Consider the following 14550-nt stretch of genomic DNA (forward strand, 5'->3'; position numbering starts at 1 on the left):
TGTATTAAGACGGGAGCGTAGTCTACCCGAAAGGCCTTACCAGCTCAAACCTTGCGCGCCGATAGGCGGCGACCAGTGCAGAGTCGCCCCGCCAGCCTGGATTTCTGACGATTGCGACAGGTTCGCCACCGCCATCAGTTCATCGCCATCGAACAGCAGCGGCAGACGTGGACGCACGAATCCCGGCACGCGCAGTTCGTTGAGCAGACGCTTGAGATCACGCCTGCCGCGCCCCGGCAGCTGCAGCGACTCACCACCCTGGCGGTAACGCAAATACCAGCGACCTAGCGGCAACTCGCCCTGTAGATGCACATGACCATTGCCGGGAAGTTCAACCGATTCGGAAAACGAGTCGCAGGCTAGATCGAGGGGATCGAGCGACCGCAGCCACTCACCACTGAGCCACCAAAGCCGACCATCGGCACGGTGCAACTCGCCATCGGTCAGTTTCCAGATCGGCGCCGCATCCGTGGCGGCATCACGCAGGTCACACCAGCCGGCCCAGTGATCGCTATCGGGCAGGCGCGTCAGTGGCGCCAACCAATGGCGCAGCAGATTTCGCTGACGAGCATCGCTCAGCGCGCTCACTGCCGACAGGTCCAGAGACGGTAGAGTCAACCATGGGCATGCCGAAACGCCATGAACAGTCGCCAGGTCCATCGCGGCCAACTCATCCAGCAATTGCTGAGCCTCGCCCACGTGCCTGGCGCTACGCGCGATATTTGCCGTGACCTGCGGCCAGCGCTCGGCCAGCAGCGGCATCACCTGTCTGCGCAGGAAATTGCGGCTGAAACGCTCGTCGGCATTGCTCGGGTCCTCGATCCAGACCATGCCATGAGTCTGCGCATAGGCCTGCAATTTCGCACGGGAACAGTCGAGTAGCGGTCGCACCAGGCTGCCCCGCCCCAACGGCCGACTGGCCGGCATCGCCGCCAGCCCGCGCACGCCGGCACCGCGCAACAGACGAAACAGCAGCGTTTCGGCTTGATCGTCGCGATGCTGGGCACTTAGCAACACTTCGCCCGTTTTCAGCCGCTCGCAGAAAGCCTGGTAACGCACGTTTCGTGCAGCCTGTTCAAGGCTGGCACCTGGCGTGACCTGAACCCTGACGACTTCGAGAGCAATGCCCAACTGCTCACAGATACGTGCGCAATGCGCAGGCCAGGCATCGCCGGCCGGCTGCAGCCCATGATGGACATGAATGGCGGACAGCGGCGGCAGCTCCTCGTGCCGCGCCCAGTCGGCTAGCAGATGCAGCAACACGCTGGAATCCAGGCCACCGGAGAAGGCAATACGCCAGGCAGGGGCCGTACGCCAGGGCTGCAGAGCCTGGCGCAGGCGAAGTTCGAGAGCAGTCATCATTCAAGCTTAAACAACAACGAGCCCGAAGGCCCGTTGATATATGCGCAGAAAAGACTCAGGCGATGCCGTAGCTCATCAGACGGTCATAACGACGCTTGAGCAGCGTTTCGGTGTCATACTTCTGCAGGCTGGCCAGTTGCTTGGTCAGCTCCTGGCGGATCGACTCGGAAGCCGCAGCCGGATCGCGGTGTGCGCCGCCCAGTGGCTCGGCGATGACCTGATCGACGATACCCAGATCCTTCAGGCGCTCGGCGGTGATGCCCATGGCTTCAGCGGCATCCGGCGCCTTCTCGGCGGTACGCCACAGGATCGAGGCGCAGCCTTCCGGCGAGATCACCGAATAGGTGGAGTACTGCAACATGTTGAGCTGGTCGCAAACACCGATGGCCAGTGCACCACCGGAACCACCCTCACCGATAACGGTGGCGATGATCGGGGTTTTCAGGCGCGCCATCACCCGCAGGTTCCAGGCGATGGCCTCGCTCTGGCCGCGCTCCTCGGCATCGATACCCGGGTAGGCACCGGGGGTGTCGATGAAGGTGAGAATCGGCATCTTGAAGCGTTCGGCCATTTCCATCAGGCGGCAGGCTTTGCGATAGCCTTCCGGGCGCGGCATGCCAAAATTACGGCGCACCTTCTCGCGCACCTCACGGCCTTTCTGGTGGCCGATGATCATCACCGGCTGATCACCCAGACGGGCAATGCCACCGACGATGGCGGCATCGTCGGAGAAGTGCCGGTCGCCGTGCAGTTCATCGAACTCGGTGAAGATGTGCTGGATGTAATCCAGGGTATACGGGCGGCGCGGATGGCGTGCCAACTGGGCGATCTGCCAACTGGTCAGGTTGCCGAAGATGCTTTCGGTCAGTGCGCTGCTCTTGTCCTGCAGGCGGGCAATCTCGTCGCCGATGTTCAGCGAATTGTCATTACCAACCAGGCGTAGCTCTTCGATCTTGGCTTGCAGGTCGGCGATCGGCTGTTCGAAATCGAGGAAATTCGGGTTCATAGTCATCCGTCTTGCGTCGACGGCCAAGTGGCCGGGGAGCTGTATCCATTAGGCGCCATACCTTAAGGGATAGGGCGCAGCGGGTCGACACCCTCGGGTGCCTTTGCTGTCACGAAGAGGAAATTCCCTCTCGTATATCAGCGGTAGTGCAAAAAGACGTTGTCGCGCCCGAACTGGTCACGCAATGCCTGAATCAAAGTGTCGGCCGGATCGATTCGCCAGGCGTCGCCAAATTGAAGCAAGGCGCGCGCCTGCTCGCCACTGTAGTCGACGGTCACCGGGCAGGCACCCTTGTGCTTGCTGCACAGTTCGGCCAGCCATCGCAGACGATCCCCCTTCAATGCCTCACCGGCGACTTTCAGCCGCAGGCTGTCGGCCAGGCCGGTACGTGCTTCTTCCAGACTCATCACGCGCTTGGCACGCAGACGCAGGCCACCGGAGAAGTCGTCATTACTGACTTCGCCCTCGACTACCACCAGCGCATCATTCTGCAGCAGCGCCTGGTTGCTGGCGAAGGCATCGGCGAAGAGCGAAGCCTCGATGCGCCCGGAGCGGTCGTCGAGGGTGATGAAGCCCATCTTGTCGCCCTTCTTGTTCTTCATCACCCGCAGGTTGACGATCATCCCGGCGATGGTCTGAGTATCGCGCGCCGCCTTCAGTTCGACGATGCGCTGGCGGGCGAAACGGCGAATCTCGCCTTCGTACTCGTCGATGGGGTGGCCGGACAGGTAAATGCCCAGGGTGTCCTTCTCACCTTTCAGGCGCTCCTTGATCGGCAGTTCGCGGGCCTTGCGGTGATTGGCGTAGACGTCGGCCTCGGGCTCGGCGAACAGACCGCCGAACAGGTCCATATGGCCGCTCTCGGCGCTGCGCGCGGTCTGCTCGGCGGACTGCACGGCCTCTTCCATGGACGCCAGTAGCACGGCGCGGTTCTTGTCCACGCTGGCCTGGTAGGCCTTGAGCTCGTCCTGATAGTACGGGCCAAGGCGATCCAGCGCGCCGCTGCGGATCAAGGCTTCGAGGGTGCGCTTGTTGATGCGCTTGAGGTCGACGCGATTGCAAAAGTCGAACAGATCCTTGAACGGCCCGCCCTCGGCGCGACATTCGACGATGGCCTCGACCGGCCCCTCGCCCACGCCCTTGACCGCACCGAGACCGTAGACGATACGACCGTCGTCGTTGACGGTGAACTTGAACTCGGAGACGTTCACGTCCGGCGGATCGATGCGCAACTTCATGTTGCGACACTCTTCCACCAGGATCACCACCTTGTCGGTGTTGTGCATATCCGCCGAGAGCACGGCCGCCATGAACGGCGCAGGGTAATGCGCTTTCAGCCAGGCAGTCTGATAAGACACCAGGCCGTAAGCTGCAGAGTGCGACTTGTTGAAGCCGTAACCGGCGAACTTTTCCACCAGATCGAAGATGTTACCCGCCAGGTTGGCGTCGATTCCGTTGCTGGCACAACCCTCGATGAAGCCACCGCGCTGCTTGGCCATCTCCTCGGGCTTCTTCTTACCCATGGCGCGACGCAGCATGTCCGCCTGACCAAGGGTATAACCGCCCATCACCTGGGCGATCTGCATCACCTGCTCCTGATACAGGATGATGCCGTAGGTCGGCTTGAGCACCGGTTCCAGACCGGCGTACTGGTAATCCGGGTGCGGGTAGGACAGCTCGGCACGACCGTGCTTGCGGTTGATGAAGTCATCCACCATGCCGGACTGCAGCGGGCCCGGACGGAACAGCGCCACCAGTGCGATCATGTCTTCCAGGCAGTCGGGCTTGAGCTTCTTGATCAGCTCCTTCATACCGCGCGATTCGAGCTGGAAGACCGCGGTGGTCTCGGCCTTCTGCAGCATGTCGTAGGTTTTCTTGTCATCCAGCGGGATGAAATCGATGTTGACCAGGTCCTCGTCCGAGGCACCATCACGCTTCTGGATGCGGTGGATGGTCTCCATCGCCCATTTGATGATGGTCAGCGTACGCAGACCGAGGAAGTCGAATTTGACCAGGCCGGCCTGCTCGACGTCGTCCTTGTCGAACTGGGTCACCAGGCCACCGCCCTCCTCGTCACAGGCGATCGGCGAGAAATCGGTGAGCTTGGTCGGCGCGATCACCACACCACCAGCGTGCTTACCAGTGCCGCGCACCACACCTTCGAGCTTGAGCGACATGTCCCAGATTTCCTGGGCTTCCTCGTCGTTCTTGAGGAACTCGCGCAGCGGCTCCTCCATCTCGTAGGCCTTCTCCAGGGTCATGCCCACTTCAAAGGGGATCATCTTCGACAGACGGTCGGCCAGGCCGTAGGACTTACCCTGCGCCCGGGCCACGTCGCGCACCACCGCCTTGGCCGCCATCGAGCCGAAGGTGATGATCTGGCTCACCGCGTTGCGCCCGTATTTCTCAGCTACGTAGTCGATCACCCGGTCGCGACCATCCATGCAGAAGTCGACGTCGAAGTCGGGCATGGAAACCCGCTCGGGGTTGAGGAAGCGTTCGAACAGCAGGTCATAGGCCAGCGGATCGAGGTCGGTGATCTTCAGCACATAGGCGACCAGCGAACCGGCACCCGAGCCCCGGCCAGGGCCGACCGGTACGCCGTTGTTCTTGGCCCACTGGATGAAGTCCATCACAATCAGGAAGTATCCGGGGAAACCCATCTGAATGATGATGTCGAGTTCGAAGTTAAGGCGGTCGATATAGACCTGCCTCTTGGCCTCGTAATCCGGCGTATCCTTGGGCAGCAATACCTGGAGACGCTCTTCCAGCCCCTCGAAGGAGGCGTGGCGCAGGTAGTCGTCGATGCCCATGCCATTGGGCGTGGGGAAGTCCGGCAGAAAGTATTTGCCGAGTTGCACGTCGATATTGCAGCGTTTGGCGATCTCCACGGTGTTTTCCAGCGCTTCCGGCAGATCGGAGAACAGCTCCCACATTTCCTCGGCGCTTTTCAGGTACTGCTGATCGGAGTAATTGCGCGGCCGGCGCGGATCGTCCAGGGTGCGGCCTTCACCGATGCAGACGCGGGTTTCGTGGGCCTCGAAATCACCCTGCTTGATGAAGCGCACGTCGTTGGTCGCCACCAGCGGCGCCTCGACGCGGTCGGCCAGGGCCACGGCGGCGTGCAGGTACTCTTCGTCACCGACACGACTGGTGCGCTGCACTTCCAGATAGAAACGGTCCGGAAACACCGCCATCCACTCGCGCAAGCGCGTTTCGGCCAGCGCCTCATCACCGGCCAGCAGCGCCTGGCCGACTTCGCCTTCACGCGCGCCGGACAAGGCAATCAGGCCTTCGGCGGCCTCCTTGACCCAGTCACGCTGAATGATCACCAGGTCGTTGCTCTGCCCTTCGGCCCAGCCGCGGGAAATCAGCTCGGTGAGATTGCGGTAGCCCTTGGCGTTCATCGCCAGCAGGGTCAGGCGCGTCAGCGGGCCGTCCTCCTCGGCGCTGGCCAGCCAGATGTCGGCGCCGCAGATCGGCTTGATCCCGGCGCCCATGGCCGCCTTGTAGAACTTCACCAGCGAGCACATGTTGCTCATATCGGTGACGGCCACCGCCGGCATGCCGGCCCCGGCCACGGCCTTGATCAGCGGTTTGACCCGCACCAGACCATCGACCAGGGAGTATTCGGTGTGCAGACGCAGGTGGACGAAAGCTTGGGTCATGGGCGGCCTTGCAGGTGAAAACGACAAAGCGCGGATTGTAGCCTAAGAGGGTCTGGCTTAGGGCCAGAGGTTCAGATCGGGGCTGCGATGCAATCGACAGCTACAGGCTCGAGCAACGCACGCACCGGTGCGAAGGAACGCCGATGAATAGGCGTCGGCCCCAGGCGCTGCAGGGCTTCTAGGTGAACGGGCGTGGGATAGCCCTTGTGGCCAGCGATGCCGTAACCGGGATAGAGGCGATCCATCTCCACCATCTCGCGGTCGCGACTGACCTTGGCCAGAATAGATGCCGCAGCGATGGCCGGCACCCGACTGTCGCCCTTGACCACCGGGGCACTGGGCACCGCCAGTTTCGGACAACGGTTGCCGTCGATCAGCGCCAACTTGGGCGTCACGCTCAAGCCTTCGACGGCACGCTGCATCGCCAGCATGGTGGCATGCAGGATATTCAGCTGGTCGATCTCCTCCACCTCGGCGCGGGCGATGCACCAGGCCAGGGCCTTCTCGCGAATCTCATCGAACAACACCGCGCGACGCGCCTCGGAAAGCTTCTTCGAGTCATTCAGGCCAAGAATCGGCCGCGCCGGGTCGAGGATCACCGCCGCCGTGACCACCGCACCGCAGAGCGGGCCACGACCGACCTCGTCAACCCCCGCGACCAGTTCCTCAACCAGCGTGAAGTCGAGCCCCAGCTGCATCAGTCGCGCTCGGCCAGCTTGAGCACCGCGTCAGCCGCCGATACCGAGGCATCACGGCGCAGCGCGCGATGGATCAGATCAAAGCCCTCGGTCTGCACCTGACCACCGTCGATCAACGGCGCAACGGCCTGGGCCAAAGCCTCGGGAGTCGCCGCATCCTGAATCAGCTCAGGTACCAGCAGGCGCTCGGCCAGCAGATTGGGCAGCGAGATATAGGGGCTCTTCACCAGGCGTTTGAGGACGCGATAGGTCAGTGGCGCTACGCGGTACGCCACCACCATCGGCCGCTTGTACAGCAGCGCTTCCAGGGTCGCGGTACCCGAAGCGATCAACACCGCATCGCAGGCAGCCAGCGCTTCATGGGAGCGGCCATTGAGCAGCGTCAGCGGCAAATCACGCCCGGCCAGCATCTGTTCCAACTGCTCGCGGCGCTCGGGCGTGGCGCAAGGCAGCAGGAAATGAATCCCCGGACGCAGTGCGCGCAGACGAATCGCCGCATCGAGAAACAGCTCACCGAGACGCGCGACTTCACCACCACGACTGCCGGGCATCAGGGCCACTACCGGCTCGTCCTGTGGTAGATCCAGCGCCTCGCGCGCAGCAGCACGATCAGCTTGCTGCGGAATCGCATCGGCCAGCGGATGACCAACGAAGCGCACCGGCACCTGATGCTCGTCGTAAAACTGCGCCTCGAACGGGAACAGGGTCAGCATCAGGTCGCAGGCTTCGCGAATCTTCAGCACGCGCTTCTGCCGCCAGGCCCAGACCGAGGGGCTGACGTAGTGCACGGTCTTGATTCCGGCACGGCGCAGCTTGAGCTCCAGGCCCAGGTTGAAATCGGGTGCATCGATGCCGATGAACACGTCCGGTTTGGCAGCAATCAGCTCGCGAGCCAGTTGACGACGGCGGCGGAGCAACTCGAACAGACGGCCAAGCACCTCGACCAAGCCCATCACGGCCAGGCGCTCCATCGGGAAAAAGGATTTAAGGCCTTCGGCCTCCATGCGCGCGCCGCCAACACCAATGAACTCGGCATCCGGATGGCGCTGTTTGATGGCCTGCATCAGGCCGCAGCCGAGGATGTCACCGGACGCCTCACCGGCGACCAGTGCGACGCGAATAGGTCTGCTCATAGGTATCAGCGCGTGATACCGCGCGTGGAAGCCTGAATCGAATCACGGAAAATCGCCACTTCCGGGAACTGCGCAGCGGACTCGGCCAGCTCGGCCAGTGCCTGCTCGACGGTCAGCCCCTGGCGATAGACCAGCTTGTAGCCCTTGCGCAGGGCAGCGATGGCCTCGGCGGAGAAACCACGCCGGCGCATGCCCTCGAAGTTCATGCTGCGCGCCTCGGCCGGGTTACCGAACACGGTGACAAAGGCCGGCACATCCTTGCCAATGGCGGTGCCCATACCGGAAAAGCTGTGCGCACCGATGCGGCAGAACTGGTGAACCAGGGTGTAACCGGACAAGATCGCCCAGTCATCGACCCAGACATGGCCAGCCAGGGCGGTGTTGTTGACCAGAATGCAATGGTTACCGATCACACTGTCATGGCCGATATGGGCATAAGCCATGATCAGGTTATGGTCGCCAATGGTGGTTTCACTGCGATCCTGTACGGTCCCGCGGTGAATGGTGACGCCTTCGCGAATGGTGTTGTGATCGCCGATCACCAGGCGAGTGAGCTCACCTTTGTACTTCAGGTCCGGCGTATCTTCACCGATCGAAGAAAACTGGTAGATGCGGTTGTGCTTGCCAATCACGGTCGGTCCCTTGAGCACGACGTGCGGACCGATGACTGTACCCTCGCCAATTTCCACATCGGCACCAACAATGCTCCAAGGGCCAACGACAACGTCGTCAGCCAATCTGGCACTGGGGTCGATGATCGCGCGTGGGTCAATCAAACTCATAGCTTGCGTTCCGCACAGATGATTTCAGCGGAGCAGACTTCCTTGCCATCGACAGTGGCGCGGCACTCGAATTTCCAGATGCTGCGACGGTCGCTCAGATACTTGGCTTCCAGCGTAAGCTGATCACCCGGCAGCACCGGCGAACGGAAGCGCAGCTTGTCGGAACCGACGAAGTAATACAGGGTGCCATCGGCCGGCTTCACGCCCATCATCTTGAAACCGAGGATACCGGCAGCCTGGGCCATGGCCTCGATGATCAGCACGCCCGGCATGATCGGGTGCTCGGGGAAGTGACCGTTGAAGAATGGCTCGTTGATGCTGACATTCTTATAGGCGCGAATCTGCTTGCCTTCGACGTCCAGGTCCACCACACGATCCACCAGCAGGAACGGATAGCGGTGCGGCAAATATTCACGAATTTCGTTGATGTCCATCATGTCCGGTTAAGCCTGAAAGAAAAGAAAAGAGCACGGCCACGCCGTGCTCAGGCATCAGATGAGACGTTTGCCGTCTGGGTCACGGCGGCCAGCTGTTTTTCCAGCTCACGCAGTCGCTTGGCCATATCGTCCAACTGACGAATACGGGCTGCACTCTTCTTCCACTCGCCCGCCGGTTGCATGGCAGTGCCTGAAGAATAGGCGCCCGGCTCGGTGATCGAGCGAGTCACCATGGTCATACCGGTGACGAAGACGTTGTCGCACACCTCGATATGGCCAACCATGCCCACACCGCCGGCGATCATGCAGTTCTTGCCGATCTTGGTGCTGCCGGAAATACCGCAGCAGCCGGCCATGGCGGTGTTGTCACCGATCTGCACGTTGTGCGCGATCATGATCTGGTTATCCAGCTTCACGCCATTACCGATCAGGGTATCGGACAGCGCACCGCGATCCACCGTGGTGTTGGCGCCGATCTCGACATCATCACCGATGGTCACCCCACCGATCTGTGCGATCTTCTGCCAGACGCCCTTTTCGTTGGCGAAACCGAAGCCTTCGCCACCGATCACCGCGCCGGACTGGATTACTACACGCTTGCCGATTTTCACGTCGTGATACAGCGTCACACGTGGTGCCAGCCACCCGCCCTCACCGATCTCGCTACGCGCACCGACCACGCAATGGGCGCCGATACTGACATCGGCAGCAATACGGGCACCGCTCTCGATCACGGCATAAGGGCCGATGCTGGCACTCGGATCGACCTGAGCATCAGCGGCGACCTGAGCAGTCGCATGGATGCCGGCAGCAGCCCTGGGTTTGGGATCGAACAGGTGCGAAAGCTGGGCGTAAGCCAGATAGGGATTGGCCACGATCAGGGCATCACCGGCGTAGCCTTCGGCATCTTCGGCAGTCAGCAACACGGCACCGGCCTGAGTCTGCGCCAGGTACTTGCGGTACTGGGCATTGGCCAGAAAGCTCAACTGTTCGGGCCTGGCCTCCTGCAAGGTGGCCAGGCCCGTGATGACCTTGCCTTCGGCGCCACGCAGGGTAGCGCCCAGGCGCTCGGCCAGCTGGCCGAGGGTAAATGTCGCAGTCATGCTCAGCGCATCTGATTCATGCGTTCGATGACCTGGCGAGTGATGTCGAACTGAGGTTTGACATCAATCACCGCACCGCGCTCGAGCACCAGGTCGAAGTTACCGTTCTTGATCACTTCTTCGACGGCCTTGTCCAGGTTCGGCTTGAGCTTGGCGAGCATCTCACGATCAGCGATGGCCTTGGCTTCGTTCAGCTCCTTGGACTGGAACTGGAAGTCACGAGCCTTCTGCTTGAACTCGAGCTCAAGACGCTCGCGTTCGGCCTGCTGCATCTTCTCGCCGTCCTTGACCATGCGATCCTGAATGCGCTTGGCATCGCTTTCCAGGGTCTTGAGCTTGTTCAGCTGCGGGCCGAACTTCTTCTCGGCATCGACGGCGTAGCGCTTGGCTGCATCCGACTCGAGCAGCGCCATCTGATAGTTCAGCACCGCGATCTTCATCTCGGCGAACGCCGGAGTGGCGATCAGGGCGGCGGTGAACAGAACCAGTTGAGTCAACTTACGCACAATGCACTCCTGCAACAAAACTGTTGGCTTTCGGTGAATGACTTTTAGAAGGTCTGGCCCAGGGAGAACTGGAATACCTGGGTATCGGCATCATCCGGTTTCTTGATCGGCATGGCCAGGCTGAAACTCAGCGGACCGAGCGCAGTGATCCAGGTCAGACCAACACCCACGGAGCTTGCCAGGTTGCTGAAATCGATGTCGCAGCTGTCGCTGAGCTTCTTCTGGCTGGACGAGCAGTTGGTGTCGAAGACGTTACCCACATCCCAGAACAATGCGGTACGCAACGAGCGTTGATCCTTGACGAACGGCAGCGGGAAGAGCATCTCGACGCCCCCCTGCACCAGAACGTTACCACCGAACGGCAACGGATCTTGATCCGGGTCGCGCAGGGTACCTGGTTTGTTGCCGCTGCTCGGCGTGCTGCGTGGACCGAGGCTGCTGTCCTTGAAGCCACGAACCGAGTTGAAACCACCGGCGTAGTAGTGCTCGTAGAACGGCAGTTCGGCCGTAGAGCCATAACTGTCGCCATAACCTAGCTGGGTATGGAAGCGCAGCGTATAGTTGTCACTGAGCGGAGTGAACACCTGACCACGGTAGTCGAGCTTGTAGAACGACAGGTCGCTACCCGGGATGGTGGTTTCCAGCACCAGGCTCTGCGAGTGACCACGGTTGGCCAGCACACCACGGTTCAGGGTCGATTCGGACCAGCCGATGGAGCCCTTGAAGTTCAGGTAGCTGTCGCCTTCGGCTTCGATGAAGTCGAAGATTTCGTCGACGGTGTAACGACCGGTGTCGATGCTGTCCTGCTGAACGGTCAGGCCATAGGTCAGGCGCGAAGTCTCGCTGATCGGATAGCCGATATTGACGCCTGCACCCAGGCTGTCTACCGAGTAGCTGGAAACGTCGACATCGAGTTCATCGTAGTCGGTGGTGCGGTAGAAGGCGTTGTAACCCAGGCTGACGCCGTCGACGGTCCAGTAGGGGTCAACAAAGCCGAAACTGTAGCGGGTCTGGTATTCACTGCGGGTCAGACCGATGCTGACGCGGTTACCGGTACCCAGGAAGTTGTTCTGGCTGATCGAACCACCGAGGATCAGACCGGCGTTCTGGGCGAAACCGACGCTGGCAGTGATGGAGCCTGACGGCTGCTCTTCGACGCTATAGTTGACGTCGATCTGGTCATCGGTGCCCGGCACCTGCGGGGTTTCGACATTGACTTCCTTGAAGAAGCCCAGACGCTCGAGGCGGGTCTTGGACTGATCGATCAGGTAGGTCGAGGCCCAGCCGCCTTCCATCTGGCGCATTTCGCGGCGCAGCACTTCGTCTTCGGATTTGGTATTGCCACGGAAGTTGATGCGGTTGACGTAGGCACGCTTGCCCGGATCGACGAAGAAGGTGATGGAAACGGTGTTGTCCTCGTCGTGCGCTTCCGGCACGCCGTTGACGTTGGCGAAGGTGTAACCCTCATTACCCAGACGACGGGTGATCAGCTCGCTGGTGGTGGTCATGATCTTGCGCGAGAACACCTGACCTTCCTGAACCAGCAGCAGTGCACGCACGTCTTCTTCCGGCACCTTAAGGTCACCGGAAAGCTTCACGTCACGGACACTGTACTTCTCGCCCTCTTCGACGTTGACGGTGATGTAGACGTGCTTCTTGTCCGGGGTAATGGATACCTGGGTGGAGCTGATATCCATGTTGATGTAGCCGCGATCCAGGTAGTAGGAACGCAGACGTTCGAGGTCACCGGACAGCTTTTCGCGGGCGTACTTGTCGTCGTTGCGGAAGAAGGACAGCCAGTTGGTGGTCTTCAACTCGAACAGATCGGAGAGTTCTTCATCCGTGAAAACCGTGTTGCCGACCACGTTGATGTGGGAAATGGCAGCAACGGTGCCTTCGTTGATGGTGATTTTCAACGCCACGCGGTTACGCGGCTGCGGAATCACTTCGGCTTCGATCTCGGCCGAATAGCGACCCTGAGCGACATACTGGCGCTGCAGCTCGTTACGCACACCTTCGAGGGTGGCGCGCTGGAAGATTTCACCCTCGGCCAGACCGGACTGATTCAGACCCTTGAGCAGATCTTCGGTAGTGATGGCCTTGTTGCCTTCGATCTCGATGCCGGAGATGGAGGGACGCTCGACCACGGTAACCACCAGCACGTCGCCATCGCGGCCGAGCTGAATGTCCTGGAAGAAGCCGGTGCGGAACAGCGAGCGAGTAGCGTCGACCAACTGGCGATCATCGACCTGTTCGCCCACATTGAGCGGCAATGCGCCGAACACACTGCCCGCGGACACCCGCTGCAATCCGTTGACGCGTATATCGGAGATGGTGAAGGACTCGGCGTGAACTTCGGCGATCATCAATGCGGACAGTACCGCAGGTAGCAGCAGACGTTTCATGAAGTCCTTTCTTATTCCAACTGACGATAAAAACTGCCGCTTAAGCGACACTTCTTTTAAATCTTAAGAACGTATTCAGCAATGCTCACAGGCGGCTGAGGTCGTTGACCAGGGCGAGCAGCATGACCCCGATGACCAGACTGATGCCGATCTGCATCCCCCAACCCTGAACCCGCTCAGACAAGGGGCGACCACGCACCCACTCAACCAGATAAAACAGCAGATGCCCACCATCCAGTACAGGAATGGGCAACAGATTGAGAACCCCCAGGCTAATACTCAGATATGCAAGGAATTTTAGGAAATCCCCCAGCCCTGACTCAGCTGAAGCGCCCGCCACTTTAGCAATGGTTATCGGCCCACTCAAGTTTTTTACCGAGAGCTCACCGAACAGCATTTTCTTCAGCGAATCGAGGGTCAGCACGCTCATGGACCAGGTTTGACGCACGCCTTCGACTACGCCATCGAGCGGACCGTAGCGCACCTCGCGGAGCATCTCCGGCGGCCATTCGACGCCCTGAACGCCCGCGCCCAGGTAGCCGCTGCGAGCCTCACCCTCGCCACGCGACGCCAGGGTCAGCCTTACATCCTGCGCCTGCCCGTCGCGCTCGACACGCAGCGTGATCGTCTCGCCCGGCAACGCACGCACACGATCGACCAGGTCTTGCCAGTCGGCCAGGGGCTCGCCATCGAGCGCCAGCAATCTGTCCCCTGCCTGCAGCCCTGCGGCGTGGGCAGGCCCCTTGGAGTCGACTTCAGCCAGAACCGGCTCCAGCACCGGACGCCATGGACGAATGCCCAGCGAACCAATCGGGTCCGGCTCGTCGACGCCGCGCAGCCAGTTGTCCAACTGCACCTGTTTTGGCATTTCGACGGTGGAGCCCGGCTCCAGCACGCGCAGATCGAGCGTGCCGCTCTCGCCCAGACGCCTGACCAGTTGCAGATTGACCGCCGCCCAACCACTGGTGGCTTCACCATTGACCGCGACGATCTCCTGCCCGGCACGCAAGCCGGCCATCTCGGCCAGGCTGTCCGTCTGCACCGCACCAATGACGGGGCGCACCTGCTGACTGCCGAGCATGGCAACGAACCAGAAGAACAGCAGCGCCAACAGGAAATTGGCCAGCGGGCCGGCAGCGACGATAGCGATGCGCTGGCGCACGCTCTTGCGATTGAACGATTGCTCGGCGAGCTCGGCCGGCACATCGCCCTCGCGCTCATCGAGCATCTTCACGTAGCCGCCCAGAGGAATGGCCGCTATGACGAACTCGGTACCCTGGCGGTCATGCCAACGCACCAGTGGCGTACCGAAGCCAACGGAGAAACGCAGCACCTTGACGCCGCAGCGGCGGGCTACCCAGAAGTGCCCGTACTCGTGAAAGGTCACCAGGACACCCAAGGCGATCAGGGTGCCAACCAGCATGTATAACCCACTCATTTCACTTCTCCA

At 61.1% G+C, this 14550-nt stretch carries 11 protein-coding genes; all 11 read right to left on the reverse strand.

What is annotated here, in order from left to right; genetic code table 11:
* Positions 1-36: 36 nt before the first annotated feature.
* Entirely contained in the window at positions 37-1359 is a 1323-nt protein-coding gene (tilS, locus tag PSOLE_RS01180; protein WP_074855714.1) for a tRNA lysidine(34) synthetase TilS, read from the reverse strand.
* A 58-nt stretch (positions 1360-1417) separates the two neighbouring features.
* The gene (locus PSOLE_RS01185; protein ID WP_039964481.1) at positions 1418-2368 is read right to left on the reverse strand and encodes an acetyl-CoA carboxylase carboxyltransferase subunit alpha; all 951 of its coding nucleotides are present in this window, start codon (positions 2366-2368) and stop codon (positions 1418-1420) included.
* A gap of 137 nt (positions 2369-2505) precedes the next feature.
* Positions 2506-6036 carry a DNA polymerase III subunit alpha gene (dnaE, locus tag PSOLE_RS01190; RefSeq protein ID WP_074855709.1) on the reverse strand — a complete coding sequence of 1177 codons (3531 nt, stop codon included), beginning with the start codon at positions 6034-6036 and terminating at the stop codon, positions 2506-2508.
* Between the two features lie 71 nt (positions 6037-6107).
* A complete protein-coding gene (rnhB, locus tag PSOLE_RS01195) occupies positions 6108-6734 on the reverse strand; it encodes a ribonuclease HII (protein ID WP_074855707.1) in 627 nt (208 codons plus the stop codon).
* Entirely contained in the window at positions 6734-7867 is a 1134-nt protein-coding gene (gene lpxB, locus PSOLE_RS01200) for a lipid-A-disaccharide synthase (protein WP_004424024.1), read from the reverse strand. Before lpxB ends, rnhB begins: the two co-directional genes overlap by 1 nt.
* Before the next feature lie 5 nt (positions 7868-7872).
* Positions 7873-8649 (reverse strand): acyl-ACP--UDP-N-acetylglucosamine O-acyltransferase, encoded by a 777-nt coding sequence (gene lpxA, locus PSOLE_RS01205; RefSeq protein WP_074855705.1) that lies wholly within the window; start codon positions 8647-8649, stop codon positions 7873-7875.
* On the reverse strand, positions 8646-9086 hold the full coding sequence (fabZ, locus tag PSOLE_RS01210; protein ID WP_003244215.1) for a 3-hydroxyacyl-ACP dehydratase FabZ: 441 nt from the start codon (positions 9084-9086) through the stop codon (positions 8646-8648). The genes lpxA and fabZ overlap by 4 nt, the downstream gene beginning before the upstream one ends.
* 47 nt (positions 9087-9133) lie before the next feature.
* On the reverse strand, positions 9134-10195 hold the full coding sequence (gene lpxD / locus PSOLE_RS01215) for a UDP-3-O-(3-hydroxymyristoyl)glucosamine N-acyltransferase (protein WP_088339285.1): 1062 nt from the start codon (positions 10193-10195) through the stop codon (positions 9134-9136).
* Positions 10192-10695 carry an OmpH family outer membrane protein gene (locus PSOLE_RS01220; RefSeq protein WP_074855701.1) on the reverse strand — a complete coding sequence of 168 codons (504 nt, stop codon included), beginning with the start codon at positions 10693-10695 and terminating at the stop codon, positions 10192-10194. The genes lpxD and PSOLE_RS01220 overlap by 4 nt, the downstream gene beginning before the upstream one ends.
* 44 nt (positions 10696-10739) lie before the next feature.
* Positions 10740-13100 carry an outer membrane protein assembly factor BamA gene (gene bamA / locus PSOLE_RS01225; protein ID WP_074855699.1) on the reverse strand — a complete coding sequence of 787 codons (2361 nt, stop codon included), beginning with the start codon at positions 13098-13100 and terminating at the stop codon, positions 10740-10742.
* Between the two features lie 85 nt (positions 13101-13185).
* Positions 13186-14538 (reverse strand): sigma E protease regulator RseP, encoded by a 1353-nt coding sequence (rseP, locus tag PSOLE_RS01230; protein WP_074855696.1) that lies wholly within the window; start codon positions 14536-14538, stop codon positions 13186-13188.
* Positions 14539-14550 lie beyond the last annotated feature (12 nt).

Source organism: Pseudomonas oleovorans subsp. oleovorans (assembly GCF_002197815.1).
In the GTDB taxonomy this organism is placed as follows: domain Bacteria; phylum Pseudomonadota; class Gammaproteobacteria; order Pseudomonadales; family Pseudomonadaceae; genus Aquipseudomonas; species Aquipseudomonas oleovorans.

Bases quoted from the DNA above. Each gene is read 5' to 3' on its own strand.
- tilS (WP_074855714.1), bottom strand. From the start codon at position 1,359: ATGACTGCTCTCGAACTTCGCCTGCGCCAGGCTCTGCAGCCCTGGCGT.
- PSOLE_RS01185 (WP_039964481.1), bottom strand. From the start codon at position 2,368: ATGAACCCGAATTTCCTCGATTTCGAACAGCCGATCGCCGACCTGCAA.
- dnaE (WP_074855709.1), bottom strand. From the start codon at position 6,036: ATGACCCAAGCTTTCGTCCACCTGCGTCTGCACACCGAATACTCCCTG.
- rnhB (WP_074855707.1), bottom strand. From the start codon at position 6,734: ATGCAGCTGGGGCTCGACTTCACGCTGGTTGAGGAACTGGTCGCGGGG.
- lpxB (WP_004424024.1), bottom strand. From the start codon at position 7,867: ATGAGCAGACCTATTCGCGTCGCACTGGTCGCCGGTGAGGCGTCCGGT.
- lpxA (WP_074855705.1), bottom strand. From the start codon at position 8,649: ATGAGTTTGATTGACCCACGCGCGATCATCGACCCCAGTGCCAGATTG.
- fabZ (WP_003244215.1), bottom strand. From the start codon at position 9,086: ATGATGGACATCAACGAAATTCGTGAATATTTGCCGCACCGCTATCCG.
- bamA (WP_074855699.1), bottom strand. From the start codon at position 13,100: ATGAAACGTCTGCTGCTACCTGCGGTACTGTCCGCATTGATGATCGCC.
- rseP (WP_074855696.1), bottom strand. From the start codon at position 14,538: ATGAGTGGGTTATACATGCTGGTTGGCACCCTGATCGCCTTGGGTGTC.